This is a genomic window from Amycolatopsis tucumanensis (assembly GCF_021654135.1).
Lineage (GTDB): Bacteria > Actinomycetota > Actinomycetes > Mycobacteriales > Pseudonocardiaceae > Amycolatopsis_E > Amycolatopsis_E tucumanensis.
This window is the reverse complement of sequence record NZ_JAKGSD010000001.1, coordinates 510,461-536,025: the sequence shown is the minus strand read 5'-3', so window position 1 is coordinate 536,025 and position 25,565 is coordinate 510,461. Positions and strand designations below refer to the sequence as shown.

Sequence of the window (25,565 nt, the reverse complement as noted above, 5' to 3'; positions counted from 1 at the left end):
GCCCGGCTGGCGCGCGGGCGCGCAAGCTGGGGCGGTGCTGGGGGTGCTCGGCTACGGCGAAGTCGCGCCGGTGCGCTTGCCGGCGGGGATGGTCAGCCGGGTGCCGTTGGGGAGCGCTCTGGACCCGGCGGCTGTGCTCGGTTGAGCACAGCGAAGCCCCGCCGGAAAGACCGGCGGGGCGTCGGCTGGCCGACATCGGACGCGGGCGCGCACGCGCCTGCCTGTGGGAGCCGTGCTCGGCCAGAAGCGCCGAGCGAAGCCCGGCCGGGCTTCGCTGCTCTCCCACCGGAAAGAGCTTCTGGGCCGGGCCGCTTCGCGGCGGCTCGGCCGGGTGCCGCAGCCAGCCGCGCAACCCGGCCGTGCGGGTCGCGGTGTTCAGCGGTCCGCCGGTGGCGGTGGCACCAGGAACATCTCCTCCGGCAGCTCGTCCCGCACCGGCTCGGCCGGGGGCAGTTCCGCGCGCCGCGCGCGCCAACCGGTGCGGCGTCCGCGGGTCAGCACCAGCGCCACCACCGCACCGAGCACCGCCGCCGCGAGAGTCAGCACCGCCAGCAGCCGCGCGCCGGCCGTGCGGCCCGCCCACCAGGCGGACACCCGCACCTGCTCCGGGTCCGGCGAAGGGCGTTGCAGCACTGGCGCCGCGGCCGGGGGCGCGTCCACGAGCGCTGCCGTCAGCGCCCGGTACGGGTTCACCATCCCGGCCCCGTACGCCGCCCCGCCGGGAGACGGCGTCGCCGTCGCCAAGAGCCGCGCGGCCACCTCGGGCGCGGACAGGTCCGGTCGCGCCGACCGCACCAGCGCCGCGGTCGCGGCCACGAACGGCGCGGCGAAACTGGTCCCGTCGCGGTACTGGTGCCCCGCCACCCGCGCCGCGCACAGCACGCTTCCGCCGGGCGCCACCAGGTCCACCTGCGGCCCGATCTGCGAGCTCGGCAACCGCGCCCCGGCCATGTCCACCGCGCCGACCCCGAGCACACCGTCGTACCCGGCCGGGTACGTCACCGGGCCCGGCGCCGGCCCCTCCTGGCCGTTGCCCGCCGCCGCCACCACGACCACGTCCCGCTCCACCGCGTGCCGGATCGCGTCGCGCACGAAGTGGTCGTCCGCGCCGCCCGCGACTGACAGGTTGATCACGTCGGCGCCGGCGTCGACGGCGAACCAGATCCCCCTGGCGAGCACCTCCGGGTCGATCCCCTCGGTGCCGCCGTCGCTTTCGCTGATCCGCACCGGCAGGATCGTCGCGTCCGGCGCCAGCCCGGTGAACCCGGCGCCCGCGACCGGCGCGGCCGCGATGATGCTGGCCACCCCGGTGCCGTGCGAGACGCAGTCGAAGCCGCCGGGCAGGTCGCCGACGAGGAAGAAGTCCTGCCCTCGCAGCACCTTCCCGGGTTGCCGCAGCTGCGGGTGGTCGGCGTCCACCCCGGAGTCCACGACGGCGACCACCACCCCGGCGCCGGTGGCGTGCTCGTGCACGGCCGGGAAGTCCAGCGTCTTCTGCGCCCACGGCAGCTCGGTGACGACCGGGCTCGCCGGCGCGGGCTCGCTGCCGCACGCGCCCGGCGGGGGTGCGGCCGCGGCGGCTCCCGGACAGACGACGACGGCCGCCGCGAGCGCGGCGGCCGTCCCCAAGCTGACCGTCCTCATGACGTGCCGGTCAGCCGCCGCACCGCGCCGGTGCCCTGGTTCTCGGCCGCGAGGTAGTCGGCGACACAGCCCATCGCGTCGTCGCACAGCCGGGCGTAGCTGCCCGGAATCGCGTCGGCCCTGGCGGTGAGCTTCTCCGCGATCGGCAGGTACTTCTCCAGGAACGCCTGGGCGAGCACGTCGCTGCCGAACCGTCCCTGCGCCGCCTGGATCGCCTGCTTGTGGTTCGCCCACGCCGAGCCGAAGTCCTCCCCGGCGGCGCGCAGCCGGTTGATGCTGCGGGTCACGGCATCGGGGTCCATGTCATAGCCGGTCATCGCCACACTCCTCGATCTTCTTGTCCAGCTGGGTGATGAAGGGATCGGTGTGCACGTCGGTGTGCTCGTACTTCGCCCCCGGCGGCAGGTAGCGGCGGACGATCTCGAACAGCTGCCGCCGCGACTGCTCGACCGCGTCCCGCACGGTGTCCACAATGGAAGCGCCGAGCGCCTTCGGGTCGGCCGCCCGGTAGATCCGCGGGTCCAGGTGCAGCTCCCTCACCTCGCCCCGCCCGGCCACCGTGACTCTGACCAGACCGTCCGGGGAGTCCGCGGTCACCTCGATGGCCGCGATGCGGGTGCGCGTCTCCAGCAGCTCCGCGCGCAGTCGTGCGTGGTCTGTCATGGGATCTCCTCGTCCTCCTGGCTGGTGCCCGGCCGGATGGAGCCGAGGAACCGGCGGAAGTCCTCCGCGAGTTCCCCGGCCCCGGTCGTGGCCATCACGAACCGCAGCACGGCGCGTTTGCCGTGGTCGTCGACGTCGTGCAGCGCGAGGAACGCCTGGCACTGCACGACCTCCGCCGCGCCGGGTGCGTGGACGCGCAGGACCTGGGCGAGCCCTGGCGAGCCGGCCGCGCCGACTTCCGTCCGGCGCAGCACCTCGACGACGGCGCCGGACTCGCGCAGGTCACGCACCGACTCGGCGGCGATCTCGGGCAGGCTCGCGCCGTCCGGCCGGAACCCGCCGGCGGCGGCGATGACGGCGGCCGGTTCGGACCGCACGCAGGCCACCGTCCCCAGTGGACAGCCGGTCTCCGACGGCCCGGGAGCCCGCCACCCGGGCGGAACGGCGAACCCGACGGGGAACGGCATGCTCGTGAACACGGTGGGGCTCCTCGATGCGCTAGTAGAAGGTGGGGGAGGGGATCGCGGGGCCGGGGTTGCGGAATCCGTCGGCGATCGCCGATCCCAGATCGGCGAGCGTCCGGCCCGCCCGCTCCGGATCGATGACGATGTGCCCCTCCACCTTCCCGCCGATCCCGAGCGCGGCGCCGATCTTGCCGCCGATCACCCAGTCGCCGTCCTTGTTCTCGCCGAAGGTGACGCCACCCTCGATCCCGAGCCCGAGGATCCCCTCGGCCCGGCCGCTCGCGCCGATCCCGCCGTACTCGGCGATCCCGCCGACGCCGGCCCGCGCCCCGATCGAACCGCCGGCCTCCCCGCCGAAGAACCGGGACCCGACATCGAGTTTCGCCTTGCCCTCCAGGCCCACCGAGGCGTTGACGTCACCCAGCGCGGTGACGTCGCCGACGGTGCCGCGCGCGACCAGTGACGCTCCGGCTCCCCACGCGGCCTTGCCTTCGAACCGGCCCGCCTTCGGGGTCGGGGTGTCCAGGTACTCGGTGTACCACCCGCCCTGGTCCGGCAACTGGTCGCTGCGCCACGCCGTGGCGTCGGCCGTGACCTGGACGGGCACGTCCCGGCCGGCGAGTTCCAGCCGGCGCTGCCCGGAATCGAGCTGGATGGACGCGTCCCGCACCGCGTCGTAGTTCACGGTCGCCGACGGATCGGTCAGCTTGCTGCGCTGGGCGTGGTCGCCGGTCTTGTTCGCCCCGGACAAGCGCTCGCGCCATCCGGCCTTCCCCTCCGCGACGGTGGTTTCCAGCCGGTGCGCGCGCTCCACCGGTCCCCGTTCGTACTGGACCGGCGTGACGTGCCAGCCCTGGTCCCGGAGGGCTTGGCCGACCTGCTCCGTCGGCTCGCGCAGCGCCCCGAACGCCTGCTCGGTGCCGCGCATGAACCGCTCGCCGGCCTGGCGCATCAGTTCCACGCCCTGGTCGATCACCTCCCGGTCGCGGGTGATCGCGTCGCGGGCAACGCGGTTCTGAGTGGCGTCGCTCTCCGGCGGGGGCAAGGTCGCGCCCGCCAGCTCGTAGACCGGGTTGTCCTGGTCGACCGCGCTCACCCGCGTCTCGCGGACGCCGTCGTGGATGCGCGCGCCTTCGTCGAGGTACCGGCCGAGTTCGTCCATGCCGTCGCCGAGCGCGGCGACGTCGGCTGCCTGGGCGTTCACCTGCTCGGTGTGCCGTTGCCCTGCCGGATCTCGCCACTGGCCATCGCCGGCCGCGCGGGTGGTGTTCTCGGCGGTGCCCCGCAGGTCCTCCCCGGCCCGCGCGGCCCGGTCGCGCGCCTCGCCCAGCGCGCCGGTGTCGGCGTCGGACAGCGGATTTTCCCCGAAGACGCGCTTGCCGAGTTCGCCGCCGGGAGAATCACCCGGAGCGGAGTTGTCGTTGCGGGCCGGCGCCTGCGGGCCCGGCTCGTTCCGGGGTTCCTCCTGGCCGGAGGTTTGGGCCGATGCGCGCTCGGCCCGTTCCGCCGGTGCGTCCTTGGCTGGTTCCGCCGACGCGGGCTCGGACGAGGCGGGTTCGGACGAGGCCGGTTCGGACGAGGCGGGTTCGGACGATGCCGGTTCGGCCGGTTCCGCGGGGGCGGGCTCGGCCGCGGGTGCGGCCTCGGCGGGTTTCGCCGGTGCGGCCTCGGCCGGTGCGCTGCCGCCGTTTCCTGATGACTCGGGCACCTCTGCACTCCCCTGAAGCGTCGCCGGTCTGTCCGGAGTCTCGGTGTTTTCAGTGTCGCGGCGGCGGGAGGGGCACAGTGGACGGTGACCTGTTCCGGCCACGCGGCGGCCTGGCGGGACAGCGACCCGGGACGGTCACGGCGGGAAGTCCTCGGCACCGCCGCTGGGCACGAGGCCGGTGTGGTCCTGGTTGAACACGACCAGTTTCCCGCCGCGGATGGCCTGCTCGATCACGGCCCGGACGTCGGCGTCGGTGGCCTGCGGTCCCAGCTCCGTCGCGATCCGGCGGCCGATCTCGTTGTTGTAGAGGTCCATCGCCTCCTGCCGTTCCGCGAACAGCGGGGGCTGCCCGTCGACCGGGTCGTCGGGCCGGCGCTCGTGCGCGGTGCCGACCTGCTCGGCCGAATTCTCGCCGAACTCCCTGGCCATCAGCGCGTTCCAGTAGGCGTGGCGGAACGCGTCGCGATGGTTGTCGCCGGTGCCCTCACGGCCGCCCGCCGGTCCGGAGCCGTCCGGATCCGGGAAGCTCTGCTCGCCCGCGGCGGTGGCGTCCTCCGAGATCTCCCAGTGGCGCCAGGAGTTGGCCGGGTTCACCCTCATCGGGTCGATCATCGGCAGGCCCGTGGGGTCCCGCAGGGCGCTCGCCAGCACCTCGCTGGGCACCACCTGCTTGCCCATGACCTCGATCGTCTCCTCGTCCCCGGTCTGGTAGTCGCGCAGCAGCTCCTCGTCCGTGGGCGGCCTGGGAAGGTTCGCGACGAGTCCGTCGCGGCCCGCCTGGTCGAGCACGCGCTGTGCGTGGTCGAGGTCCCCGGCGGCGTCCGGCCCAGCGCCGCCGGGTTGCGGCGCCGGGTGACCGGGGTCCGGAGTCCCCGGCGGTTGCTCCGCTCCGGTGAGGCGGACGTTCGCCCAGTCCGCGTCCACCTGCCGTTGGGTCGCGGTGCGCACTTGCAGGTTCGCCTCACGCGCGGTCTGCTTGACCCGCTCGGTGGCGAGGTCGGCCTCCGGGCCGGGGCCCATCGTCGCGTGGGCGAGGCGCGCGTCGTCGTCCGCCTGCTGTGCCTCGGCCTCCATCTGGGACCGGGCGCGTGTGTAGGCTTCCCGCGTCTTGTTCAACGTGGCGGTCACGGTCTGCGCGTCCTGAGCGACCTCGTCGGTCTCCCGGACGGCGGACCCGGTGCGCTCGGACATGGCGGCCCCGCTGTCGTCCGGCCACGCGCCGGGCAGCTCCCGCGTCGCGCCCCGGGCTTCCTCGCCGGTCTGCCGGGCCCGCTCGGCGACGGGTTCCCACCCCTCGTGCGCGGCCTGCACCGGGCCCGGATCCGGTGGCGGCACGTCCGCGAGGACCTCCCCCGCGACCCCACCGGTCTCCGCACCGTCCGCAGTGGACCCGTCCGCACCGCCGCCGCCGTCACGGTGCCCGGCGGCCGGTGTGCTCTCGGCCTTCGAGGTGTTCTCGGCCTTCGAGGTGTTCTCGGCCTTCGAGTTGTTCTGGGCCTTCGATGTGTCCTCGGCCGCCTGCTTGCCCGATGCCGGTTCGGCGGACGGCGGGGCGGCCGCGGGGGCGTCGCTCTGCGGCGCGGTCGCGGTGCCGCCGGACGTTGCCTCAGCCATGTCAAGCTCCTCCGGACGACGGATGTCCCGGTGCGCCGGGTGCGCACCGGGACACCACGGTCGTGACTCAGGCGCCCAGCCGGGCGCACGAGCGCTGCACCGCGCCCATGTTCTCCTGGTTGCAGGTCTGGACACCCTGGTTCATCGCCTGCAGCAGTTCCTGGCCCGCGGCCATCACCTGCTGGCAGGCCCGGCTGATCTCGGCGAACTGCCCGCCCGCCGAGTCGAGCCAGTCGCTCTCGCCCATCCCGGAGGCCTGGCGCCAGGAATCGATGGACTGCTGCACGCCCTGCACGCAGCCGTTCATACTCGCCGACAGGCCGTCCAGCGCACCGAACATCGCGAGTTTACGGGTCACGAGTCAACTCCTTTCCGTTGTGTGGTGCCCGGTCAGAGGGCGCGGAGCACCCCGGCGAACGCGTACGTCTGGCCGGAGCCGACACCGCCACCCGAGGTGCCACCGAAGCCGGACCCCAGGCCACCGGACCCGAACCCGGAGCCCCCGAAGCCGGACCCGCTGTCGGCGCCGTTGAAGCACCGCGCGCCCTGCTGGTCGACGTCCATGTAGTCGTTGACGGCGAACTGGGTGTCCTCACCCAGCTTCTGCAGCTTCTCGCACAGGTTGCGGATCGCCGCGTCCCACTTCTTGTGCGCCACGAGCAGCGACTGGGACTGATCCATGCTCCACTGCGCGGGAATGACGGAGTTCACCTCCCCGTCGAGCTTCCCGCGCTGCGATTCGATCTCCTGCACCACCACGGCCGCCATCTGCACCACCCTGGTGAGGGTTTCGGTGTTGGCGTCCATCAGACCGTTACCGGTCACTGGATTCTCCTTCCGTTTCCGCGGCTTTCGCCGCCCCCGACGCTAAGCCGGGCGCGGCCGCCGGAGGACGGGCGCGGCACGTTCCTGCCAGCCGCGCCGGCCGGCAGGTATTCCCGGGTGATCTCGGCGATCTGCTCGCGGCTGTCGTCCACGGCGTCCCGGATCGTGTCCAGGATGGACGCGGCCAGTGCCGTCGAATCGGGCGAGCGGTACAGGCGCGGATCGATGCGCAGCCCGGTCAGCTCACCCCGGCCGGCGACCGTCGCGCTGATCAGGCCGTCCGGCGACTCGGCGGTGGCGGTGACGTCGGCGACCCTGGACCGGATCTCCAGCAGGTCGTCACGCAGCCGCCGGTAACCGGCGCGGCGGGCTTCGTGGTCGATGCTCGGCAGCTCCATGGAGCCAGGATCGTGCGCACCGGACGCCGGCGGCACGACGCGGCACGTTCCTGCCACCACCGTCCTCATCGGAGCGGTTCAGGCGAGGATCGGGTCCGGGCAGAGAGGGGAGTCGCGATGGGGACCGTCGTGGTGCGCAGGCCGGTTCGCCGTCCCGCGCCGGAGCAGCCGTCGGGTGAGCTGATCCTCGACCCGCCGCCGGAGATCCCGCGCCCGGCGGGCAGGCAGTGGACGCAGGTACTGATGGTGATCCCGATGATCGCGATGATGGCGGCGATGATGCTGCTGTTCACCGGCAGCTTCGGGCGTGGCTCCGGCGTGCTGCGGCTGGTCGTGTTCGGGCTGTTCGGCGTCGGGGTGCTGGGCATGATCGCGGTGTCGCTGCTCAACTCCGCCGGTCCGGGAAAGCGGGAGATGGCCCAGGAACGCCGCGCCTACCTGCGTCACCTCGGGCAGCACCGGCTGCGGCTGACCCGCGCGATCCACCAGCAGCGCCAGGCGATGGTGTACCTGCACCCGGAACCGGAGTCCCTGCTGACCCTCGTCGGCAGCCACCGTCTGTGGGAACGGCGCCCGCTGGACGCGGACTTCGGCGTCGCCCGCATCGGCACCGGCCCGCAGCGCCCGGCGCTGACCCTCGTGCCGCCGGAGGCCAAGCCGCTGGAGCAGCTGGAGCCGCTGTCCGCGCTCGCGCTGCGCCGCTTCCTCACCACCTACACCGCCGTGCCCGGCCTGCCGCTCGCCATGGCCGTCAACGGGTTCAGCCGCATCCACGTCACCGGCGACCACGCGCGGGGCGCGGCGCTGGCGCGGGCGGTGCTCGTGCAGCTGGCGTCGCTGCACTCGCCCGACGACCTGCGCATCGCCGCCTGCCCCGCGCACACCGCGCAGGAGGCGTGGGACTGGCTCAAGTGGCTGCCGCACGCCCTGCACCCCGAGCGGACCGACGCGGCCGGCCCGCTGCGGCTCGTGGCCACGTCGATCGTGTCGATCGAGGCGATGGTCGACGACCTGCTCGGGGAGCGGAAGCGGTTCGACCCCGCCTTCGACAACCGCGAGGCGCTGCCGCACCTGGTGGTGGTGCTCGACGGCGGGTCCACCGCGGGCTCGGACGAGCTGATGGCCGACGGCGGCCTGGACGGCGTCACGCTCGTCGACCTGCGCACCCCGCCGCCGCGCGCCCTCGACCCGGCGACCATCGTCCTGCACGTCGCCGCCGACGGCGCGCTGACGGGCGAGACGATCGACGGCACAGTCCAGCTCGGGCACGCCGACGCCCTGGACATCCCGGCGGCGGAGGCGATCGCGCGGCAGCTCGCGCCGCTGCGGGCCAGCGCGGGCGGGCGCGGTGAGCAGCCCCTGAGCACCGACCTCGACCTCGCCGAGCTGCTCGACATCGGCGACCCGCGCACGTTCGACCCGGCCGCGACCTGGGTGCAGCGCCCGACCCGGGACCGGCTGCGGATCCGCTTCGGCGTCGCCACCGACGGCACCCCGGTCGAGCTGGACCTCAAGGAGCCCGCCCAGGACGGCATGGGGCCGCACGGCCTGCTGATCGGCGCGACCGGCTCCGGCAAGAGCGAGCTCCTGCGCACCATCGTCCTGGCGCTGGCGGTCGCCCACCCGCCCAGCTCGCTGAACTTCGCGCTCGTCGACTTCAAGGGCGGCGCCACCTTCGCCACGCTCGACGAGCTCCCGCACACCAGCGCGGTCATCACCAACCTCGCCGACGAGCTGCACCTGGTGGACCGGATGACCGACGCGATCAACGGCGAGCTGCTGCGGCGGCAGGAGCTGCTGCGCGCGGCGGGGAACTTCGCCTCGCTGCGCGAGTACGAGCGCGCCCGCGCCACCGGCGCGCCGCTGCCCGAGGTGCCGACCCTGCTGGTGATCTGCGACGAGTTCAGCGAGCTCCTGTCCGCCAAACCCGACTTCATCGACATGTTCGTCCAGATCGGCCGGGTCGGCCGGTCGCTCGGGGTGCACCTGCTGCTCGCCAGCCAGCGGCTGGAGGAGGGCCGCCTGCGTGGCCTGGAAACCCACCTGTCGTACCGGATCGGGCTGCGCACCTTCTCCGAGGTGGAGAGCCGGACGGTCCTCGGCGTCGGCGACGCGGTCAAGCTGCCGCGCGCGCCCGGGCACGGATTCCTCAAGTGCGACGACGAAGCCATGGTCCGGTTCCGCTCGGCCTACGTCTCCGGCGCGCACCGCGTGCGCGACGGGGGCGCGGCCGAGCGCGGCGGCGACGACGTGCCCGAGCTGCTGGAGTACTCCACCCGGTACCTGGCGCCCGCCCTGCCCGCCGAGGTCCCGGGGGAGGCCGCCGAGGAGGACGACGCGGTCGGCGAAAGCGTGCTGGACATCCTCGTCGAGCGGATGCGCGGCCGCGGCACCCCGGCCCACCAGGTGTGGCTGCCGCCGCTGGCCGAGTCGCCCACGCTGGACGCGTTGCTGCCCGCACTCGAGCACCGCGACGGCCGCGGGTTCGGCGCGCACGAGGGCCCGGCCGGCGCGCTGCGCGCCGTCATCGGGATCACCGACCGTCCGCTGGAGCAGCGCCGGGACCCGCTGGTGCTCGACCTGTCCGGGGCGGCGGGGCACGTGCTGGTGGTCGGCGGGCCGCGGTCGGGCAAGAGCACCGCGCTGCGCACGATCATCACCAGCCTCGCCCTCACCCACACCCCGCGCGAAGTGCAGTTCTACTGCCTGGACTTCGGCGGCGGGACGCTGTCGTCGATCCGCGGCCTGCCGCACGTCGGCGGTGTCGCGGGCAGGCAGAACCCCGGCGCGGTCCGGCGCACGATCGCCGAACTGCGGACCCTCATCGCACGGCGGGAGCGCGCCTTCGCCGACGGGGAGATCGACGGCATGGCGGCCTACCGGCGGCGGGGGAGCGCGGACCCGTGGGGCGACGTGTTCCTCGTCGTCGACGGGTGGTCCACGCTTCGCGGCGAGTTCGAGGACCTCGAGGCGGCGGTGACCGACATCGCCGCGCGCGGGCTCTCCTACGGCGTCCACGTGATCGTCTCCGCCGCCCGGATGTTCGACCTGCGCATGAACATCCGCGACCTGTTCGGCAGCAGGCTGGAGCTGCGCATCGGCGATCCGGTGGACAGCATGGTGGACCGGGCCTCGGCCATCAAGGTCCCGGAGGGCGCGCCGGGCCGCGGCGTCACGACGAGCAGGCACCAGATGCTGATCGCCCTGCCGCGCATCGACGGCGACGACGATCCGGCCGATCTCGGCAGCGGCGTGCGTGCCCTGGTCGAGGCGGTGGCCGCCGGATGGGCCGGCCCGCCCGCGCCGCCCGTGCGGCTGCTGCCCGCGCAACTGCCCTACGCGCAGCTCGCCGGCGAGCACGACGCGGCGTCGCACCGGCTGGCCGTGGGCATCGCCGAGGACGACTTCGGCACGGTGCACCTGGACTTCGGCGCCGACCCCCACGTCGTGCTGCTCGGCGACACCGAGGCGGGCAAGACGACGTTCCTGCGCGCGGTCGCCCGCGCGATCACCGACGCCTACGAACCCGCCGGGGCGCGGCTGATCGTCGTCGACCACCGGCGCGGGCTGCTGGGCGACGTCACGACCGAGCACCTCATCGGCTACGGCAGCGACCGGGAGACGACCACTCAGCTGATGCGGCAGGTGGCCGACGAGATGCGGGTGCGGCTGCCCGGGCCCGACGTGACCCCGGACCAGCTGCGGGACCGCGGCTGGTGGCGCGGGCCCGAGCTGTTCGTCCTCGTCGACGACTACGACCTGACCGTGAGCCAGACCGACAACCCGTTCCTGCCGCTGCTGGACCTGCTGCCGCAGGGCCGCGACATCGGCCTGCACCTGGTGCTGGCGCGCCGCACCGGGGGCGCGAGCCGGGCGCTGTTCGAACCGCTGCTGTCCCGGCTGCGCGACGTCGGGTCGCCCGGGCTGCTGATGTCCGGCGACAAGGACGAGGGGCCGCTGCTCGGCGGGCTGAAACCGGAACTGCTGCCGCCCGGCCGGGCGTGGCTGACCGGGCGGCGGCACGCGCCGCGGCTCGTGCAGCTCGCGTGGCTCGCGAAGGACTGAACGGAGGAGCCATGTGCGAAACGCTGGACGGCGACCCGGACGCGATGCGCGAGTTCGCCTCGCGGATCGAGCCGCCCGCCGCGGTCGCGGAGCCGCCCGGATCGGAGCCGTGCGCCGGTGGCATGCAGGCGTGCGGCACGTTCGCCGCCGCCGACGCGGTCGCCACCCTCGCGCTCGCGGAGTTCCTGGCCGAAACCCGGGACGCCATCACGGCCCTGCGGGAGGCGGCGGCCGCCGCGGCCGCGGATTACCAGGCCGGTGACGACGCCGGGGCGCGTGCTTTCGCGTTCCTGCCGGGGGAGGAGTGATCGTGGACTACGACAGGCTGCCCGCGATGGTGCAGTTCGCGCTCGCCGACGTCGAGGCCCACAGCCACCTCGAGCGGGTCGAGCAGGCCGCGCGGATGTGGCGGACGGTCGCCGGCGAGCTGAGGGACCTCTCCGCGGCGCTGGGCCGCGAACTGGACCGGCTGCGTCCGGAGTGGACGGACGCCACCGGGGCGGACTTCGCCGCGCGTGCCGAGCGTCGTCGTGCCGCGATCGAGGAGGCGCTCGACCGGATCACGGCCGCCCGGCCGTGGGCCGCGCTCGACGACCTCGCCGCCCAGCTCGTGCTGACCCGCGGCAAGGTGGCAGGCACGGTCGAGCGGGGCACCGAGGCGAGCCACACCGAAGCGGCCGGTCATCTCGACGAGCTCGACCGGTACTTCCTCGCCGCCGCCGAGGCGGTCCTGGCCGCGGTGGGCGGTGCCTCCGCCGGTGCCGCGCCGGTGTTCGTGCTCACCGGCGACCTCGCGCCCGGTCTCGCGCCGGGCCTCGTGCCGGGTTCGTCGCTGCCGCCCGGGAGCGTGTCCATGCCGGGACTGGTCGCGGTCCCGTCCGGCGCCGGGTGGCCGGGCGCGAAGTCCGGCCCGCGGACCGGGGTGGGTGGTGCCCGTCCCGGAGCAGCCACGAGCCGCGCGGCGTCCGGCCGTCGTGCCGCGGCGGGGTCCGGTTCTCGCGCCGCGGCGGGGTCTGGTCTGCCGCCGCGGATCGAGCGGGCCGCCCACCCCGTCCCGCTGGCCGCCGCGCCGCAGGTCCCGCAGGCGCCGCAGCCACCCGACCTGGCGGCCGGGGCGAAACCGGGATCACCGGGCACGGGCGGGGCGATGGTGCCGCCCATGATGATGCCGCCGATGGTTCCGGGCACCACCGCGTCGACGACGGGCCGCCGGTCCAGGGTCTCCCCGGCGGGAGAGGAGCGGCGCACCCGGGCCGGCCAGGCGACGCCGGGTGTCCCGGCACGGCTGCGTGGCCGGTCGGCTGTCGCCGATCCCACCGCCGCGGGCTACCGGCCGGTGGCGATGTCGGCGAAGACGGCCGCGCCCGCGGAGCCGGAGACGCTCGACCGCGAGGTGTGGCAGGTCGCGAACCCGGGCACGGTGTCGCCGCTCAAACCGGAGACACCCCAGCCCGAACCCCGGCGGATCCGGCGCCCGCGGGCGTGACGGTCCTTTCCGCGCCGCGGCGGGAACGTGACAGTGGCGGGCAACGCGGGTGCGGTTTCGCTGCTCGAACCGCAGCCTGAACCGCGGCGGATTCCGCACCCGCCGAGGTGACCGTCCACCGCTCAAACCCAAGCCTCAACCGCGGCGGATCCGGCACCCGCGAGCGTGACCGTCCATTCCGGATCGCGGCGCGAGCGGGACAACGGCGGGCGACCCCGGGCGCGGTCTCGCTCAACCGGTGCTCGACCCGCGGCGGATCCGGCACCCGCGGGCGTGACGGTTCATTCCCGGGCCGCGGCGGGAACGTGACAGTGGCGGGCAACGCGGGTGCGGTGTCGGTGCTCAAGCGTCACCGTCCACTCCGGACCACGGCAGGAACCGGACAACGGCACCCACCCCGGCCGCGATCCCCGTTACCAATGGACCATGCGCAAGCACGTCTTCGCCCTCACGGCACTGTCCCTGGTCCTCGCCGGCTGCGGCACCGCCGCCCCGGTCGCGCAGCAGCCCCCGCCGTCCACCACGCCGGCCCCACCGACCACGGCCCCGGCCACCACCGTCCCACCGACCACCTCGACCTCCGCGGAGCCGACGACCACGACCGCGAACCCCAACCCGCCCGCCCCGCCGAGCTCGAAGGTGCGGGACTGCTTCGACGGCGACTGCACCCTGCTGCTGTCCAAGCCCACCACCATCCCGCTGGACGCCGCGCGGTTCCACTACGCCTCCATGCGCGTCACCGCGATCAGCGCGGAGGGCCTCACCTTCAGCGTCACCTACCCCCAGGGCGGCGGCGCGCAGTCCAGCATCGGCCCCGGCCTCGGCGGCGCGAGCTTCGGCTTCCGCGGGTCCCCCTCGATCGAGGTCGGCCTCACCCTGGTCGACGGCAAGCCCGCGCTGGTGCTCCAGCCCGGACCGGTCACCTGAACCCTGTCAGGAAGCGCTTTCCACGACCAGGTCGATCGCGGTCGCGGTGACGCTCAGCAGCGACGGCCGCAGCTCGGGCGCCTGCTGCCCGGCCGCCCGCACCTCCTGGGCGAGCCGGTCGGCGTCCGGGGTGCCGGACCGCGTGATCCACAGGTCGTCCGGGCAGAGGATCGCCACCGTCAGCTCGTCCCAGCCATGGATGCCGGACATCCGCTCGTGGAAGTCGGGCAGCATGACCGCGCCGGCCGCGCCGAAGCCGTCCGGGCGGTGCATCCGGATCAGGCGCCCGGTCTCGGTGACGGCCTCCTCCAGGACCAGGCCTTCCTTGACCGAGTCCAGCGCGGCCGTGACGATCCCGGTGAAGTCCGCCTCCCCGCCGAGGTGCTTGCTGAGCACGTGCCGCATCCCGACCGTGCCGTGCGGCGTCAGCGCGGTGTAGGCGAACGTGGCGAACAGGTCGCGCCCGGCCACCGGCAGCCACGGCATCGTCTGCCGCACCACGTCGCTGCCGCCGAGGGAACCGCTGCGCAGCACCGGCAGCAGCTCGCCGCCCGCCTGCTTCTCCCTGGCGCGACGGGCTTCCGCCGCCAGCTCCTCGGCCTCCTCGGCACGCAGGATCTCGTCGAGCACCTGCTGCGCCTTCGCCAGCGCGCCGTCCCAGCGTGCCGGTTCCGGCCGCTCGAAGATGAACTGCAGCCCGGCGTCGGCGAAGGTCTCGTCGAGGAACCTGCGGTCCGCGGCGGAGGGCTCCCAGTAGGCGGCGATGCGGGTGACCCGGGCGGCTTCGGCGCCGTGCTCGGCCACCACGCGCTGCCAGGCGCGCCGGTAGCCGTCCTCGTCCCGCGCGCCGACCGGCTCGGTGAAGAACTCGTCGGCCGAACCGAGCGTGAACGAGATCGGGTTGGTGGTGGGGTCACCGAGATCCACGGAAGATGTCTCCTGCCGCTACGACGATGTGTGCGGATCAAGGAAACACCACGCTGTCAAGCCGCCGATCAGGGCTGCCGGTCACCCTGTTCGGTGAGTTGCCGGACCGCTTCGTTGATCGCGGCGTGCCGGGCCGTGCGGACCGCCGTGCGCAGCGGGCGCAGGGCGTCGGCGCGGCGCACCGCAGCCGACGACGACAGCGCGCCGCCCGGCTCGTCGATCTCCGCGATCGCCAGGATCGCGCCCACCTCGTCGGCCCGCTGCAGCACCCGCAGCGCCCGCCCCGGAGTTCCGGCAGGCCAGTTCAGGTGCGGCCGCGCCCGCAGCTTCGCCGCCAGTTCGGCACGCACCCCCGGCCGGTCCCGCGCGACGTCCAGCGCCTGCAGCGCGCCCGCGGAATCGCGGATCGCGTCGGTCAGGCCGTGCTCCGCCTCGCTCAGCGCCACGTAGTCCGGGCTCAGCGGCACCGCGACCTTGTGCACCGACCAGCGCACCAGCCCCTCCGCGATCGGCACCGGCACCAGCCCGAACCCCAGCCCGGGCAGCAGCACGGCCTCACCCGCCCGCATCGCGGCCTCGGTGAACGGCCCGCCGCCGCCGAGACCACGCGGGTCGCCGGGCGCGGGCAGCACCAGCCGGGCCGGGCCGGCGCCGTGCGCGCGCAACGCGGCGAGCAGCTGGACGGGCGTGCCGGGGAAGTCGCCGGCGAGCGGGAGGTCGAGCGTCACCGCGGCTTCGGCGTCCGCGGCCACCACCTCGTGAGCCTCGCCCCACGCCAGGAGCGCGTCGAGGACGTCGTCGGACGCGGCGGCGCCGGACAGCCACGCCGAGGCCCACACGGTGAGGGTCGCACTGGGACAGCACACGGCGATCCAGAATACGGCACCCGGACGCTGGAGTTGCTCCACGTCGACGACACCGCGGGACGTGCGTAGCGTCGTAGTCGTGACACCCGCACCCGAGAACCTCCCGCGCACCGCGGGGGAGCTGCGCGCCGCCGGGCACCTGCCGCGCAGCATCAAGACCGAGATCCACGACAACCTCCTCGCCGCGCTGCGCGAGGGCCGGAACCCGTGGCCGGGGATCGTCGGGTTCGACCGGACGGTGCTGCCCCAGTTCGAACGCGCCCTGCTGGCCGGGCACGACGTCGTGCTGCTCGGCGAGCGCGGCCAGGGCAAGACGCGCCTGCTGCGCACCCTGGCCGGCCTGCTCGACGAGTGGACCCCGGTGATCGAGGGCTCCGAGCTGGCCGAGCACCCGCTGGAGCCGATCACCCCGGCCTCGCGGCGGCGCGCCGCCGAACTGGGCGACGACCTGCCGGTGACCTGGCTGCACCGCGATCAGCGCTACACCGAGAAGCTGGCCACGCCGGACACCTCGGTCGGCGACCTGATCGGCGACGTCGACCCGGTGAAGGTGGCCGAGGGCCGCAGCCTCGGCGACCCGGAGACCATCCACTTCGGACTCGTGCCGCGCGCGCACCGCGGCATCGTGGCGATCAACGAGCTGCCCGACCTCGCCGAGCGCATCCAGGTCGCGCTGCTCAACGTGATGGAGGAGCGCGACATCCAGATCCGCGGCTACACGCTGCGGCTGCCGCTGGACGTGCTGCTCGTCGCCACCGCCAACCCCGAGGACTACACCAACCGCGGCCGGATCATCACCCCGCTCAAGGACCGCTTCGGCGCCGAGATCCGCACCCACTACCCGCTGACCGTCGCCGCCGAGGTGGACGTGGTGCGCCAGGAGGCGAACCTGGTCGCCGAGGTCGGCGAGCCGCTGCTGGAGGTGCTGGCCCGGTTCGTGCGCAACCTGCGCGAGTCGACCGTCGTCGACCAGCGGTCCGGCGTCTCGGCCCGGTTCGCGGTCGCGGCGGCGGAAACCGTCGCGGCGGCGGCGCTGCGCCGGGCGGCGCTGACCGGCGAGCACCCGGCCGTGGCGCGCCCGGTCGACCTGGAGGCCGTGCCCGCCGTGCTGCGCGGCAAGATCGAGTTCGAGCCGGGCGAGGAGGGCCGCGAGACCGAGCACTTGGTGCACCTGCTGCGCCGCGCGGTGGCCGAGACCGCTCGCGAGCGCTTCGGCGGGCTCAACCTGCGCCCGCTGGTCGAGGCGGTGTCCAACGGGCACCTGGTCGCCACCGGCGAGCGCGTGCCGGGCGCGGACCTGCTCGCCGCGCTGCCCGAGCTGCCGGTGCTGCACGAGGTCGCCGAGCGCGCCGGGGTGTCGGCTACCGACGAGCCGGGACGCATCGCGGCGGCCGTCGAGCTGGCGCTGGAGTCGCTGTACCTGGCGCGGCAGCTGGCCAAGGACTCCGACGACGCGACCACGGTGTACGGGCCGTGAGCACCGCACCCGAGGGCTGGTCCTACGGGCCGTGGCACGAGGGCCCCGACCCGCTCGCCCCGCCGATCGACCTGCGCGAGGCGCTCGACGAGATCGGCCGCGAGGTCATGGACGGCGCGTCGCCGCGGTCGGCGCTGGAGGAGCTGCTGCGCCGCGGCACCCGCAACACGCGCGGGCTCGACGAGATGACCCGCCGGGTGTGGCAGCGCCGCGCCGAGATCCAGCGGCGGCACCGCCTCGACGGCACGCTGCAGGAGGTGCGGCGCCTGCTCGACGAGGCGCTGGACGCGGAGAAGCGGGCGCTGTTCCCCGACCCGTCCGACGACGCCCGCTTCGCCGAGGCGCAGCTCGACGCGCTGCCGCCGGGCACGGCCGCCGCGGTGCGCGAACTGTCGGAGTACCCGTGGCGGTCCGAGGAGGGCCGGGAGAAGTACGAGCAGATCCGCGACCTGCTCGGCCGGGAGATGCTCGACGCGCGGTTCGAGGGCATGAAGCAGGCGCTGCAGAGCACCAGCCAGGAGGACGTCGAGCGCGTCCACCAGATGCTGGCCGACCTGAACGCCCTGCTCGACGCGCACGCCCGCGGCGTGGACGACATCGACGAGCGGTTCGACGAGTTCATGCGCCGCCACGGCGAGTTCTTCCCGGAGAACCCGCGCGACGTGGACGAGTTGATCGACGCGCTGGCCGCGCGGGCGGCCGCCGCCCAGCGGATGCTGAACTCGATGTCGGCCGAGCAGCGGGCGGAGCTGGCCGAGCTGGCGCAGCAGGCGTTCGGCGACCCGCGCATCGGGCAGCAGCTGGCCGGCCTGGACGCGCGGCTGCAGGCGATGCGGCCGGGGGAGGACTGGACGTCCTCGGCGCGGTTCCGCGGCCAGGACCCGCTGGGGCTGGGCGAGGGCGCGCAGGCGATGGCCGACCTGGCCGAGCTGGACGCGCTGGCCGAGCAGCTGGCCCAGTCCTACCCCGGCGCCCGCCTGGAGGACATCGACCTGGAGGCGCTGGAACGCCAGCTCGGGCCGGACGCCGGGGTCGACGCGCGGCGGCTGTCCGAGCTGGAGCGGGAGCTGCGGTCGCAGGGTCTGTTCGAACGCGCGCCGGACGGCTCGCTGCGGCTGACCCCGAAGGCGTTGCGGCGCCTGGGGGAGACCGCGCTGTCGGACATCGTGCACTCGCTGCGCGGCAAGACCGGCGAGCGGCAGACGGAGTCGGCGGGCGCGGCTGGTGAGCCGACCGGGGCGAGCCGGCCGTGGCAGTTCGGCGACCGGGAGCCGTGGGAGGTGTCCCGCACGGTGCGCAACGCGGTGCTGCGGACGGCCTCGACGGGCGGCGGCGCGGTGCGGCTGGACGTGTCCGACGTGGAGGTGGTGGAAACCGAGCTGCGGTCGCGAGCCGCAGTGGCGCTGCTGGTCGACACGTCGTGGTCGATGGTGTCCGAGGGGCGCTGGCTGCCCATGAAGCGCACCGCCCTGGCGCTGCACCAGCTCATCTCCACCCGCTTCCGCAACGACGCGCTGCAGCTGATCACCTTCGGCCGGTACGCGGCAACGGTGGAGCTGCCGGAGCTGGTCGGGCTGGAGGGGGTGTGGGAGCAGGGCACCAACGCGCACCACGCGCTGCTGCTGGCCGGGCGGCACCTGCGGCGGCACCCGGACGCCCAGCCGGTGGTGCTGATGGTGACCGACGGGGAGCCGACCGCCCACCTGGAACCGGACGGCACCGCGGAGTTCGACTACCCGCCCCAGCCCCGCACCCTGGTCAAGACGCTGTCCGAAGTGGACCGCCTGGCGAAGATGGGCGCCTCGGTGTCGGTGTTCCGCCTCGGCGACGACCCGCGGCTGGCGGCGTTCGTGGACCTGATCGCGCGGCGGTCGGGCGGGCGCGTCGTGGCGCCCGAGGTGGACGGCCTGGGAGCCGCGGTGATCAGCGACTACCTCCGCACCCGGCGGCGGTAGCGGCCGGCCGTCGGCGGCCCGTCGGGCGGTGATGCGCCGATCGCCGCCGGTCCCACCGCCTGCGGGCGGCGCGGCTTGGCGCGGCGATCGCCGTTGCGCCGGGAGGATTTCGGCTGCACGGGGCCCGCGGCGGCTGCCGCGCCCCGCGGGGTAACGCACCCCGGTCCGCCGCACCCGGAGGCGGCAGGCCGGTGCCCGCAGCCCGCGGCGCGGCGATGTGCCGTCTCCCGCCTTGCCCCGCCGCCAGTGGGGTCGCGATCGCCCCCGCTAGCGGAGTCCGATCCGCATCCCCGGGCGGCGGCGGTGCACGGTCAGGTACGCCAGGCCCTCCGGGCCCGCCTCGATCGCCCTGGCCTGCCCGTGCGCCAGCCACACCAGCGAGCCGGGGCCGACGTCGAGCGTCTCCTCGCCCTTGGTCAGCTTCCCGGCGCCGGTCACGACCACCAGCAGCAGGTCGAGGTCGGGCTCGGCGTGCGTGCCGATCCGCTCGCCCGCGGGCAGGTGCACGAGGTTCGCGTCGAGCTGGCGGCCCTCCTCGCGCAGCCGCCACAGGATGCCCGGCGCGCCGTCGCCCGCCGCGGCGATCTCCTGGAGGTTCGCCGGGAGGGTCTCGCTCGGGCCGTGCCGGTGTGCCGTGGTGCGCAATCCAACCCCGCCCTGTTAGTACGAAAAATCCTTGGATAAATTCAGGCCCAGGATAACCCGCGCGCAGGGGAGGCCACGATGACGCACCAGGTGCCGGGACGCCGTGCCGAAGTGCTGCGCGCGATCCGGGAGACGGGCCCGGTGGGCGTGGCCGAACTGGCCGGGCGGCTCGGGCTGCACCCGAACAGCGTGCGCTTCCACCTGGACCAGCTGGTGGCCGACAGGCTGGTCGAGCGGGCGCCGGGCCACGCGCGCGGCCCGGGACGGCCCGCGGCCGAGTACCGGGTGCCGCCGGTGGCGGCGCGGGGCCGGGACCGGCGCTACGAGGTGCTGGCGGAGATCCTGCTGACGGGCGGACCCGGCGACCCGGAGACGGCGGGCGCCGCGTGGGGCCGCCGCCTCAACGCGCGTCCGGAGACGCCCGCGCAGGTGGTGCGCATTCTCGACGAGCTGGGCTTCGAGCCCGAGCAGGCCGCCGACCCGCACCGGATCCGCCTGCGGCACTGCCCGTTCCTGGAGCTGGCGTCCCGCCACCGCGACGCGGTGTGCTCGGTGCACCTGGGCATGCTGAACGGCGCCCTCGCGGACGGCCCCCTCCGCGCGAGCCGCCTGCTGCCCTTCGCCGACCCGGACGCGTGCGTGGTGGAGCTGGAGACGGCGGCCGATGCCTGAGCCGACGCGCGAGCGTACCGCCGACCCCAGCCCCCGCGCCCAGCCGGGGCAGTGGATGGCTGGTGGGTTCGGTGGCCGAACCACCTGGCCGGCGCCGAACCGACGCTCGCGCCGCTCCGAACGCTGCCGCGGCGTGGGACGGCCGGTGGCTGACGCGGCGCCACGGGCGAACCACCGGCCCCGCGCCGAGATGGCCCCGCGCGGCTCCCGGCGACCCCGCGCCGACTCGAACCCCCGCGCTGAGCCGGGGCAGTCGATGGCTGGTGGGCTCGGTGGCCGAACCATCTGCCTGGGGCCGAACCGGCCCTCGCGCCGCCCCAAACGCTGCCGCGGCGTGGGACGGCCGGTGGCTGACGCGGCGCCACGGGCGAACCACCGGCCCCGCGCCGAGATGGCCCCGCGCGGCTCCCGGCGACCCCGCGCCGACTCGAACCCCCGCGCTGAGCCGGGGCAGTCGATGGCTGTGTGGGCTCGGTGGGCGAGCCACCTGGCCGGCGCCGAACCGGCCCTCGCCGCTCCCGGACCCGCGCCGCTCCGAACGCTGCCGCGGCCGGGGCCGGCCGGTGGCCGCAGCGGCACGGGCGAACCACCTGCCCAGCGCCGAACCGGCCCGCCGATGTCTGACTCGCTCCGCGCGCGACCACCGGCGCCGCCCCGAATGCCCGCGCCGAACCGGAGGCGGGCCGATGCCTGACTCCGCGACGCGCGCGAACCACCTGCCCTGCCCCGGTCCGTACCCCTGCCCCGAACTGGAGGTTCTCCATGGCTGAACTCGCCGGTGGTGTCACCTGCCTCTGGCTGGGCATGGTGCTCGGCATCTCGTTCCTGGAGGCGCCGCTGAAGTTCCGCGCTCCCGGCGTGACCGTGCCGCTCGGGCTGGGCATCGGGCGCATCGTCTTCCGCGCGCTCAACCGGGCCGAGGTGGTGCTCGCCATCCTCGTCGCGGCCGGGGTCGCCCTGTCGGACGTCCGGTGGCCGGTCTACCTGGCCGGCGCGGTCGCCGCAGTCGTGCTCGTCGTGCAGCTCGCCGTGGTCCGGCCGCCGCTGAACCGCCGCTCCGACCGCGTGCTGGCGGGCGAGGATGTGCCGCGGTCCCGGGCGCACCTCGTCTACGTCGTCCTCGAGGCCGTCACGGTGCTCGCCCTGGTCGCGCTGGGCGGCCTGCTCCTCACCGGGGGATGACCGCGATCCGGGCGCCCCGCCCGGGCACCATCGTGATGTGCCGCGGCTTCGAGTGCTCGCCGCGGGCGCGGTCCGGTTCCACCGCGAACCGCGTCAGCACCGCCCGCAGCACGATCGTCGCCTCCAGCAGCGAGAACCCGGCACCGAGACAACGCCGCACGCCGCCGCCGAACGGGAACCACGTGCCGGACGCCGGGCCGCCGTCGAGGAACCGCTCCGGCCGGAACGCCGCCGGGTCCTCGTGGTGCGCCGGATCGCCCTGAACCAGCGCGATCGAGGGCATCACCGTGTAGCCGGCGGGAATCCGGTAGCCGCCGATCTCGATGTCGCGCGTCAGCCGCCGCGCCACCTCGGAGATCACCGGGTGCTGCCGCATCGCCTCCTTGGCCACCGCCTCCAGGTACTTCTCGTCCCCGGCGTCGGCCGCCTCGCTCGCCCGCCGCTGCCGCGCCGGGTCCCGCGCCAGCTCGTGGAATGACCAGGCCAGCGCGGTAGCGGTGGTCTCGTGCCCGGCCAGCAGCAGGGTGATCAGCTGGTCCCGCAGCTCCGCGTCGGAGAGCCGGTCGTCCTCGGCGGGCACCGTCAGCAGGCGGGACAGCACGTCGCCGCGCCCGTCGAGGTCGTCGGCCTTGCGGCGGTCGGCGATCTCGGCGTAGAGCAGCTCGTCCACCCTGTCCTGCGCCAGGCTGTAGCGCCGCCACGGCCCGAACCGGCGCAGCTTCGCGTTGTGCCAGCCGAACAGTTCGAGCACCCCGATGTCGACGATCCTGGTGAGCAGGGCACGCAGCTCGTCCAGCCGCGGCCCCTCGGCGACGCCGAACACCACCCGCAGGATGATCTCCAGCGTCAGCGCCTGCATGCGCTCGTGCGACCGGAACACCCGGCCCGGCGTCCAGCTCGCGACCTCGGCCTCGGCGAGCTCAGTGATCATCTCCCGGTAACCGCGCAACGCCGCGCCGTGGAAGGCGGGCATCAGCAGCTTGCGGGCGCGCAGGTGCACGTCCTCGTCGGTGAGCAGCACCGAGTGCGGGCCCATCAGCGGCTTGAGGATGATGTTGCCCTCGCCGGCGTGGAACACGTCGGCGGGCCCGCTGAACACGGCCTTGATGTGGTCGACGTCCGCCAGCTGCACGACGTGCCGCTCGGGGTAGAGGTTGAGGCGGACGAGGTCGCCGTAGCGGCGCCGCAGCAGGGGCATCAGCACGTGCCGGAAGTTGCCGAAGAGCACCGTCTGCACGCCCGCCGGGAGCCTCGGGCCGGGCGGCAGCGGCAGCGCGCTCGTCCGGGACGGGGTTTCGACGCTCATCGCGACCTCCTCGACGTGACCGGTGCCTCATTTATACGCACGTGTAACTCGGGTGTCCAGCTAGGGTTCCGGTGTGGGACACCGGGAAGAGCTGCTCGCCGCCGCGCGGCGGCTGCTGGAGGAGAAGGGGTACGCGCACATCACGGCGCGGGACCTGGTCGCGGCGTCGGACACCAACCTGCACTCGATCGGGTACCACTTCGGGTCCAAGGCGGGCCTGCTCAACGCCGCGATCGGCGAGGTGTTCGAGGAGTGGACCGACAAGCTGGCCTCGATCGCGATGGCCGAGCCCGCCGTCCCGCCGATCGAGCGCGGGCGGCGCGCGTGGGCGGCGATGCTGGACAGCCTGCCCGCCAGCCGGGCGCTGCTGCTGTCCTACGTCGAGGCGCTGGCGCAGGCCGAGCGGACCGAGTCGCTGCGGGAGCAGTTCGCCGAGCAGTACCGGCGCTGCCGCGCGAAGGTCGCCGAGCTGGTCGCGCGGTCGCTGGCGGACGGCACCACGGCCGACGACCCGCGCTGCCAGGCGGTGGCCAGCTTCGTGATCGCCATCTGCGACGGGCTGGCCGTGCAGTGGCTGCTCGACCCGGACGGGGCGCCGACGTCGGAGCAGCTGACGGCCGGCCTGGAGGCGATGTGGGCCGCCTCGTTCCCGGGCGCCTGACTCACCCGATGCGGTCACGCGCCGCGCGATGACCCGGAAGTGGATCTACGGTCCGGGACGTGGCAGCGAAAACGATCTTCCGGATGGTGGCGGTGGTGACGGCCCTCGTGGCCGGCTTCGCGCCCGCAGTGGCCTCCGCGCAGCCCGCGGCGCCGGTCGCCGGGTTCGACATCAGCGCCTCGCAGGGTGTGCCCGACTTCACCGCGGCCAGGGCGGCGGGCGCGCGGTTCGTGTTCGTGAAGGACACCGCGGGCGTCGGCTACGTGAACCCGAACTTCCTGGCGCAGTTCCGCGGCGCGAAGGCGGCGGGGCTGTACCGGTCGGCCTACCACTACGCGCGCCCGGACAAGACGGGCGGCGCCGAGCAGGCCGCGTACCTGCACACCCACGACGGCAAGTGGTTCGCCGACGGCATGACCCTGCCGCCGACGCTGGACCTGGAGGACACGCCGAACACGCCGGCCTGCTACGCGAAGTCGCCCGCGGACATGGTCGCCTGGATCCGCGACTTCAGCACCGAGCTGAAGCGGCGCACCGGGCACACCCCGATCATCTACACGACGAACCGGTGGTGGAAGGCGTGCACGGCGGACAGCACCGCGTTCGCCGCCGACCACGTCCTCTGGCTGGCCCGCTACAACACCACGATGGGCGAGGTGCCCGGTGGCTGGACCGCGAAGTTCTGGCAGTCCGCGGTGGCCGGCCCGCTACCGGGCAACCAGGACACGTTCTTCGGCACCGTCGACGAACTGCGGTCGCTGACCGCTTCGTGACGCGAAACGTTCCCACCGGGCGGGACGGTTCACCGGAACGCCACCTAGGGTTGGGGTATGAAGACTTGGTCCTCGGTACCCCTGCCCTACGTGCCGGGCACGCCACGCGCGCTGCGGCTGTACGACACGGCCACCGGGCAGGTGCGCCCCACCACGCCGGGCAAGACCGCGCGCATGTACGTCTGCGGCATCACCCCGTACGACGCCACGCACCTCGGTCACGCGGCGACCTACCTCGCGTTCGACCTGGTCAACCGGGTGTGGCGGGACAGCGGGCACACGGTGCACTACGTGCAGAACGTGACCGACATCGACGACCCGCTGCTGGAGCGCGCCGAGCGGGACCAGGACGACTGGGTGGTCCTGGGCCTGCGGGAGACCGCCCTGTTCCGCGAGGACATGGAGGCGCTGCGGGTGCTGCCGCCGAAGCAGTTCGTCGGCGCGGTGGAGAGCATCCCGGAGATCGTCGAGGTCATTTCGAAGCTGCTCGCGCACGGCGCGGCCTACCGGGCCGACGACCCGGAGTACCCGGACGTCTACTTCGACCGCTCGGCCACCGGCCGCTTCGGCTACGAGTCGAACTACGACGGCGAGACCATGGCGAAGTTCTTCGCCGAGCGCGGCGGCGACCCGGACCGCCCCGGCAAGCGCGACCCGCTGGACGCGCTGCTGTGGCGCGCCGCCCGGCCGGGTGAGCCGTCCTGGGAGTCCGAGCTCGGTCCCGGCCGCCCCGGCTGGCACATCGAGTGCAGCGCGATCGCGGTCAACCGGCTCGGCATGGGCTTCGACGTGCAGGGCGGCGGCTCCGACCTGATCTTCCCGCACCACGAGTACAGCGCCGCGCACGCCGAGGCGCTGTCCGGCGAGCACCCGTTCGCCCGCCACTACGTGCACAGCGGCATGATCGGCCTGGACGGCGAGAAGATGTCCAAGTCGCGCGGCAACCTCGTGTTCGTGTCGCGGCTGCGCGCCGACGGCGTGGACCCGAACGCGATCCGCCTCGCCCTGTTCGCCGGCCACTACCGCAGCGACCGGTCGTGGACCGACGACCTGCTCACCACCGCCCAGCAGCGGCTGGCGCGCTGGCGGGAGGCCGTGGCGCTGCCTGCCGGGCCGGAGGCCGACGACACCGTCGCCCGCCTGCGCGACCACCTGGCCGACGACCTCGACACGGTCAACGCGATGCGGGCGATCGACGCGTGGGCCGACGAGGCGCTGCGGCAGGGCGGGCGCGACACCGGCGCGCCCGGCCTGATCCGCGTCGCCGTCGACGCGCTGCTGGGCGTCGAGCTCTGATCGGCGTATAA

At 74.5% G+C, this 25,565-nt stretch carries 24 protein-coding genes; 11 read left to right on the top strand and 13 right to left on the bottom strand.

Going from position 1 to position 25,565, the window contains the following annotated elements; genetic code table 11:
- Window positions 1–375: 375 nt before the first annotated feature.
- From mycP to L2C96_RS02720, 9 genes are all read right to left on the bottom strand, one after another.
- Complete coding sequence (gene mycP / locus L2C96_RS02760; protein ID WP_237334979.1) at window positions 376–1,644, bottom strand: type VII secretion-associated serine protease mycosin; 1,269 nt, start codon at window positions 1,642–1,644, stop codon at window positions 376–378.
- Window positions 1,641–1,961, bottom strand: coding sequence for a hypothetical protein (locus L2C96_RS02755; protein WP_237334978.1), 321 nt, complete (start codon window positions 1,959–1,961; stop codon window positions 1,641–1,643). Before L2C96_RS02755 ends, mycP begins: the two co-directional genes overlap by 4 nt.
- The gene (locus L2C96_RS02750) at window positions 1,948–2,307 is read right to left on the bottom strand and encodes a YbaB/EbfC family nucleoid-associated protein (protein WP_237334977.1); all 360 of its coding nucleotides are present in this window, start codon (window positions 2,305–2,307) and stop codon (window positions 1,948–1,950) included. The genes L2C96_RS02755 and L2C96_RS02750 overlap by 14 nt, the downstream gene beginning before the upstream one ends.
- Entirely contained in the window at window positions 2,304–2,786 is a 483-nt protein-coding gene (locus L2C96_RS02745; RefSeq protein ID WP_237334976.1) for a hypothetical protein, read from the bottom strand. Before L2C96_RS02745 ends, L2C96_RS02750 begins: the two co-directional genes overlap by 4 nt.
- Before the next feature lie 19 nt (window positions 2,787–2,805).
- The gene (locus tag L2C96_RS02740) at window positions 2,806–4,479 is read right to left on the bottom strand and encodes a hypothetical protein (protein ID WP_237334975.1); all 1,674 of its coding nucleotides are present in this window, start codon (window positions 4,477–4,479) and stop codon (window positions 2,806–2,808) included.
- Window positions 4,480–4,614: 135 nt separating this feature from the next.
- Window positions 4,615–6,093: a DUF6973 domain-containing protein gene (locus tag L2C96_RS02735; protein WP_237334974.1), complete on the bottom strand. Its 1,479-nt coding sequence runs from the start codon at window positions 6,091–6,093 to the stop codon at window positions 4,615–4,617.
- Between the two features lie 67 nt (window positions 6,094–6,160).
- Window positions 6,161–6,451: a hypothetical protein gene (locus tag L2C96_RS02730; protein ID WP_157358854.1), complete on the bottom strand. Its 291-nt coding sequence runs from the start codon at window positions 6,449–6,451 to the stop codon at window positions 6,161–6,163.
- Window positions 6,452–6,483: 32 nt separating this feature from the next.
- Entirely contained in the window at window positions 6,484–6,918 is a 435-nt protein-coding gene (locus tag L2C96_RS02725) for a WXG100 family type VII secretion target (protein ID WP_237334973.1), read from the bottom strand.
- A complete protein-coding gene (locus L2C96_RS02720) occupies window positions 6,915–7,316 on the bottom strand; it encodes a YbaB/EbfC family nucleoid-associated protein (protein WP_237334972.1) in 402 nt (133 codons plus the stop codon). The genes L2C96_RS02725 and L2C96_RS02720 overlap by 4 nt, the downstream gene beginning before the upstream one ends.
- A 117-nt stretch (window positions 7,317–7,433) precedes the next feature.
- Between L2C96_RS02720 and eccCa the strand changes: the two genes are divergently transcribed.
- From eccCa to L2C96_RS02700, 4 genes are all read left to right on the top strand, one after another.
- Window positions 7,434–11,381, top strand: a complete 3,948-nt coding sequence (gene eccCa, locus L2C96_RS02715; RefSeq protein WP_237334971.1) for a type VII secretion protein EccCa — start codon at window positions 7,434–7,436, stop codon at window positions 11,379–11,381.
- A gap of 11 nt (window positions 11,382–11,392) precedes the next feature.
- A complete protein-coding gene (locus tag L2C96_RS02710; protein ID WP_237334970.1) occupies window positions 11,393–11,689 on the top strand; it encodes a hypothetical protein in 297 nt (98 codons plus the stop codon).
- 2 nt (window positions 11,690–11,691) lie between these two features.
- The gene (locus L2C96_RS02705) at window positions 11,692–12,867 is read left to right on the top strand and encodes a hypothetical protein (protein WP_237334969.1); all 1,176 of its coding nucleotides are present in this window, start codon (window positions 11,692–11,694) and stop codon (window positions 12,865–12,867) included.
- A gap of 426 nt (window positions 12,868–13,293) precedes the next feature.
- On the top strand, window positions 13,294–13,794 hold the full coding sequence (locus tag L2C96_RS02700) for a hypothetical protein (protein ID WP_237334968.1): 501 nt from the start codon (window positions 13,294–13,296) through the stop codon (window positions 13,792–13,794).
- A 6-nt stretch (window positions 13,795–13,800) separates the two neighbouring features.
- Here L2C96_RS02700 and L2C96_RS02695 read toward each other — a convergent pair whose 3' ends face one another.
- Together L2C96_RS02695 and L2C96_RS02690 are read right to left on the bottom strand one after the other, a co-directional pair.
- A complete protein-coding gene (locus tag L2C96_RS02695) occupies window positions 13,801–14,721 on the bottom strand; it encodes a hypothetical protein (RefSeq protein ID WP_237334967.1) in 921 nt (306 codons plus the stop codon).
- 68 nt (window positions 14,722–14,789) lie between these two features.
- A complete protein-coding gene (locus L2C96_RS02690; RefSeq protein ID WP_027936651.1) occupies window positions 14,790–15,587 on the bottom strand; it encodes an Rv1486c family protein in 798 nt (265 codons plus the stop codon).
- A gap of 79 nt (window positions 15,588–15,666) precedes the next feature.
- Between L2C96_RS02690 and L2C96_RS02685 the strand changes: the two genes are divergently transcribed.
- Both L2C96_RS02685 and L2C96_RS02680 read left to right on the top strand, forming a co-directional pair.
- Complete coding sequence (locus tag L2C96_RS02685; RefSeq protein ID WP_237334966.1) at window positions 15,667–17,064, top strand: ATP-binding protein; 1,398 nt, start codon at window positions 15,667–15,669, stop codon at window positions 17,062–17,064.
- A complete protein-coding gene (locus tag L2C96_RS02680; RefSeq protein WP_020423224.1) occupies window positions 17,061–19,019 on the top strand; it encodes a VWA domain-containing protein in 1,959 nt (652 codons plus the stop codon). Before L2C96_RS02685 ends, L2C96_RS02680 begins: the two co-directional genes overlap by 4 nt.
- Window positions 19,020–19,286: 267 nt before the next feature.
- Here L2C96_RS02680 and L2C96_RS02675 read toward each other — a convergent pair whose 3' ends face one another.
- Window positions 19,287–19,664, bottom strand: coding sequence for a cupin domain-containing protein (locus L2C96_RS02675; RefSeq protein WP_237334965.1), 378 nt, complete (start codon window positions 19,662–19,664; stop codon window positions 19,287–19,289).
- 78 nt (window positions 19,665–19,742) lie between these two features.
- Between L2C96_RS02675 and L2C96_RS02670 the strand changes: the two genes are divergently transcribed.
- Both L2C96_RS02670 and L2C96_RS02665 read left to right on the top strand, forming a co-directional pair.
- Complete coding sequence (locus L2C96_RS02670) at window positions 19,743–20,336, top strand: helix-turn-helix transcriptional regulator (protein ID WP_237334964.1); 594 nt, start codon at window positions 19,743–19,745, stop codon at window positions 20,334–20,336.
- A 762-nt stretch (window positions 20,337–21,098) separates the two neighbouring features.
- Window positions 21,099–21,518, top strand: coding sequence for a hypothetical protein (locus L2C96_RS02665; RefSeq protein WP_237334963.1), 420 nt, complete (start codon window positions 21,099–21,101; stop codon window positions 21,516–21,518).
- Here the strand turns inward: L2C96_RS02665 and L2C96_RS02660 are convergent.
- Window positions 21,505–22,824, bottom strand: coding sequence for a cytochrome P450 (locus tag L2C96_RS02660; protein ID WP_237334962.1), 1,320 nt, complete (start codon window positions 22,822–22,824; stop codon window positions 21,505–21,507). The two genes, L2C96_RS02665 and L2C96_RS02660, sit on opposite strands and share 14 nt — an antisense overlap.
- A gap of 73 nt (window positions 22,825–22,897) precedes the next feature.
- On the opposite strand from L2C96_RS02660, the gene L2C96_RS02655 reads away from it, so the two are divergent.
- From L2C96_RS02655 to mshC, 3 genes are read left to right on the top strand one after another with little or no spacing between them, the layout of a single operon-like run.
- Window positions 22,898–23,485, top strand: a complete 588-nt coding sequence (locus tag L2C96_RS02655) for a TetR/AcrR family transcriptional regulator (protein WP_020422761.1) — start codon at window positions 22,898–22,900, stop codon at window positions 23,483–23,485.
- Between the two features lie 59 nt (window positions 23,486–23,544).
- Window positions 23,545–24,258 (top strand): GH25 family lysozyme, encoded by a 714-nt coding sequence (locus tag L2C96_RS02650; protein ID WP_237334961.1) that lies wholly within the window; start codon window positions 23,545–23,547, stop codon window positions 24,256–24,258.
- Window positions 24,259–24,315: 57 nt separating this feature from the next.
- The gene (gene mshC / locus L2C96_RS02645; RefSeq protein ID WP_237334960.1) at window positions 24,316–25,554 is read left to right on the top strand and encodes a cysteine--1-D-myo-inosityl 2-amino-2-deoxy-alpha-D-glucopyranoside ligase; all 1,239 of its coding nucleotides are present in this window, start codon (window positions 24,316–24,318) and stop codon (window positions 25,552–25,554) included.
- Window positions 25,555–25,565 lie beyond the last annotated feature (11 nt).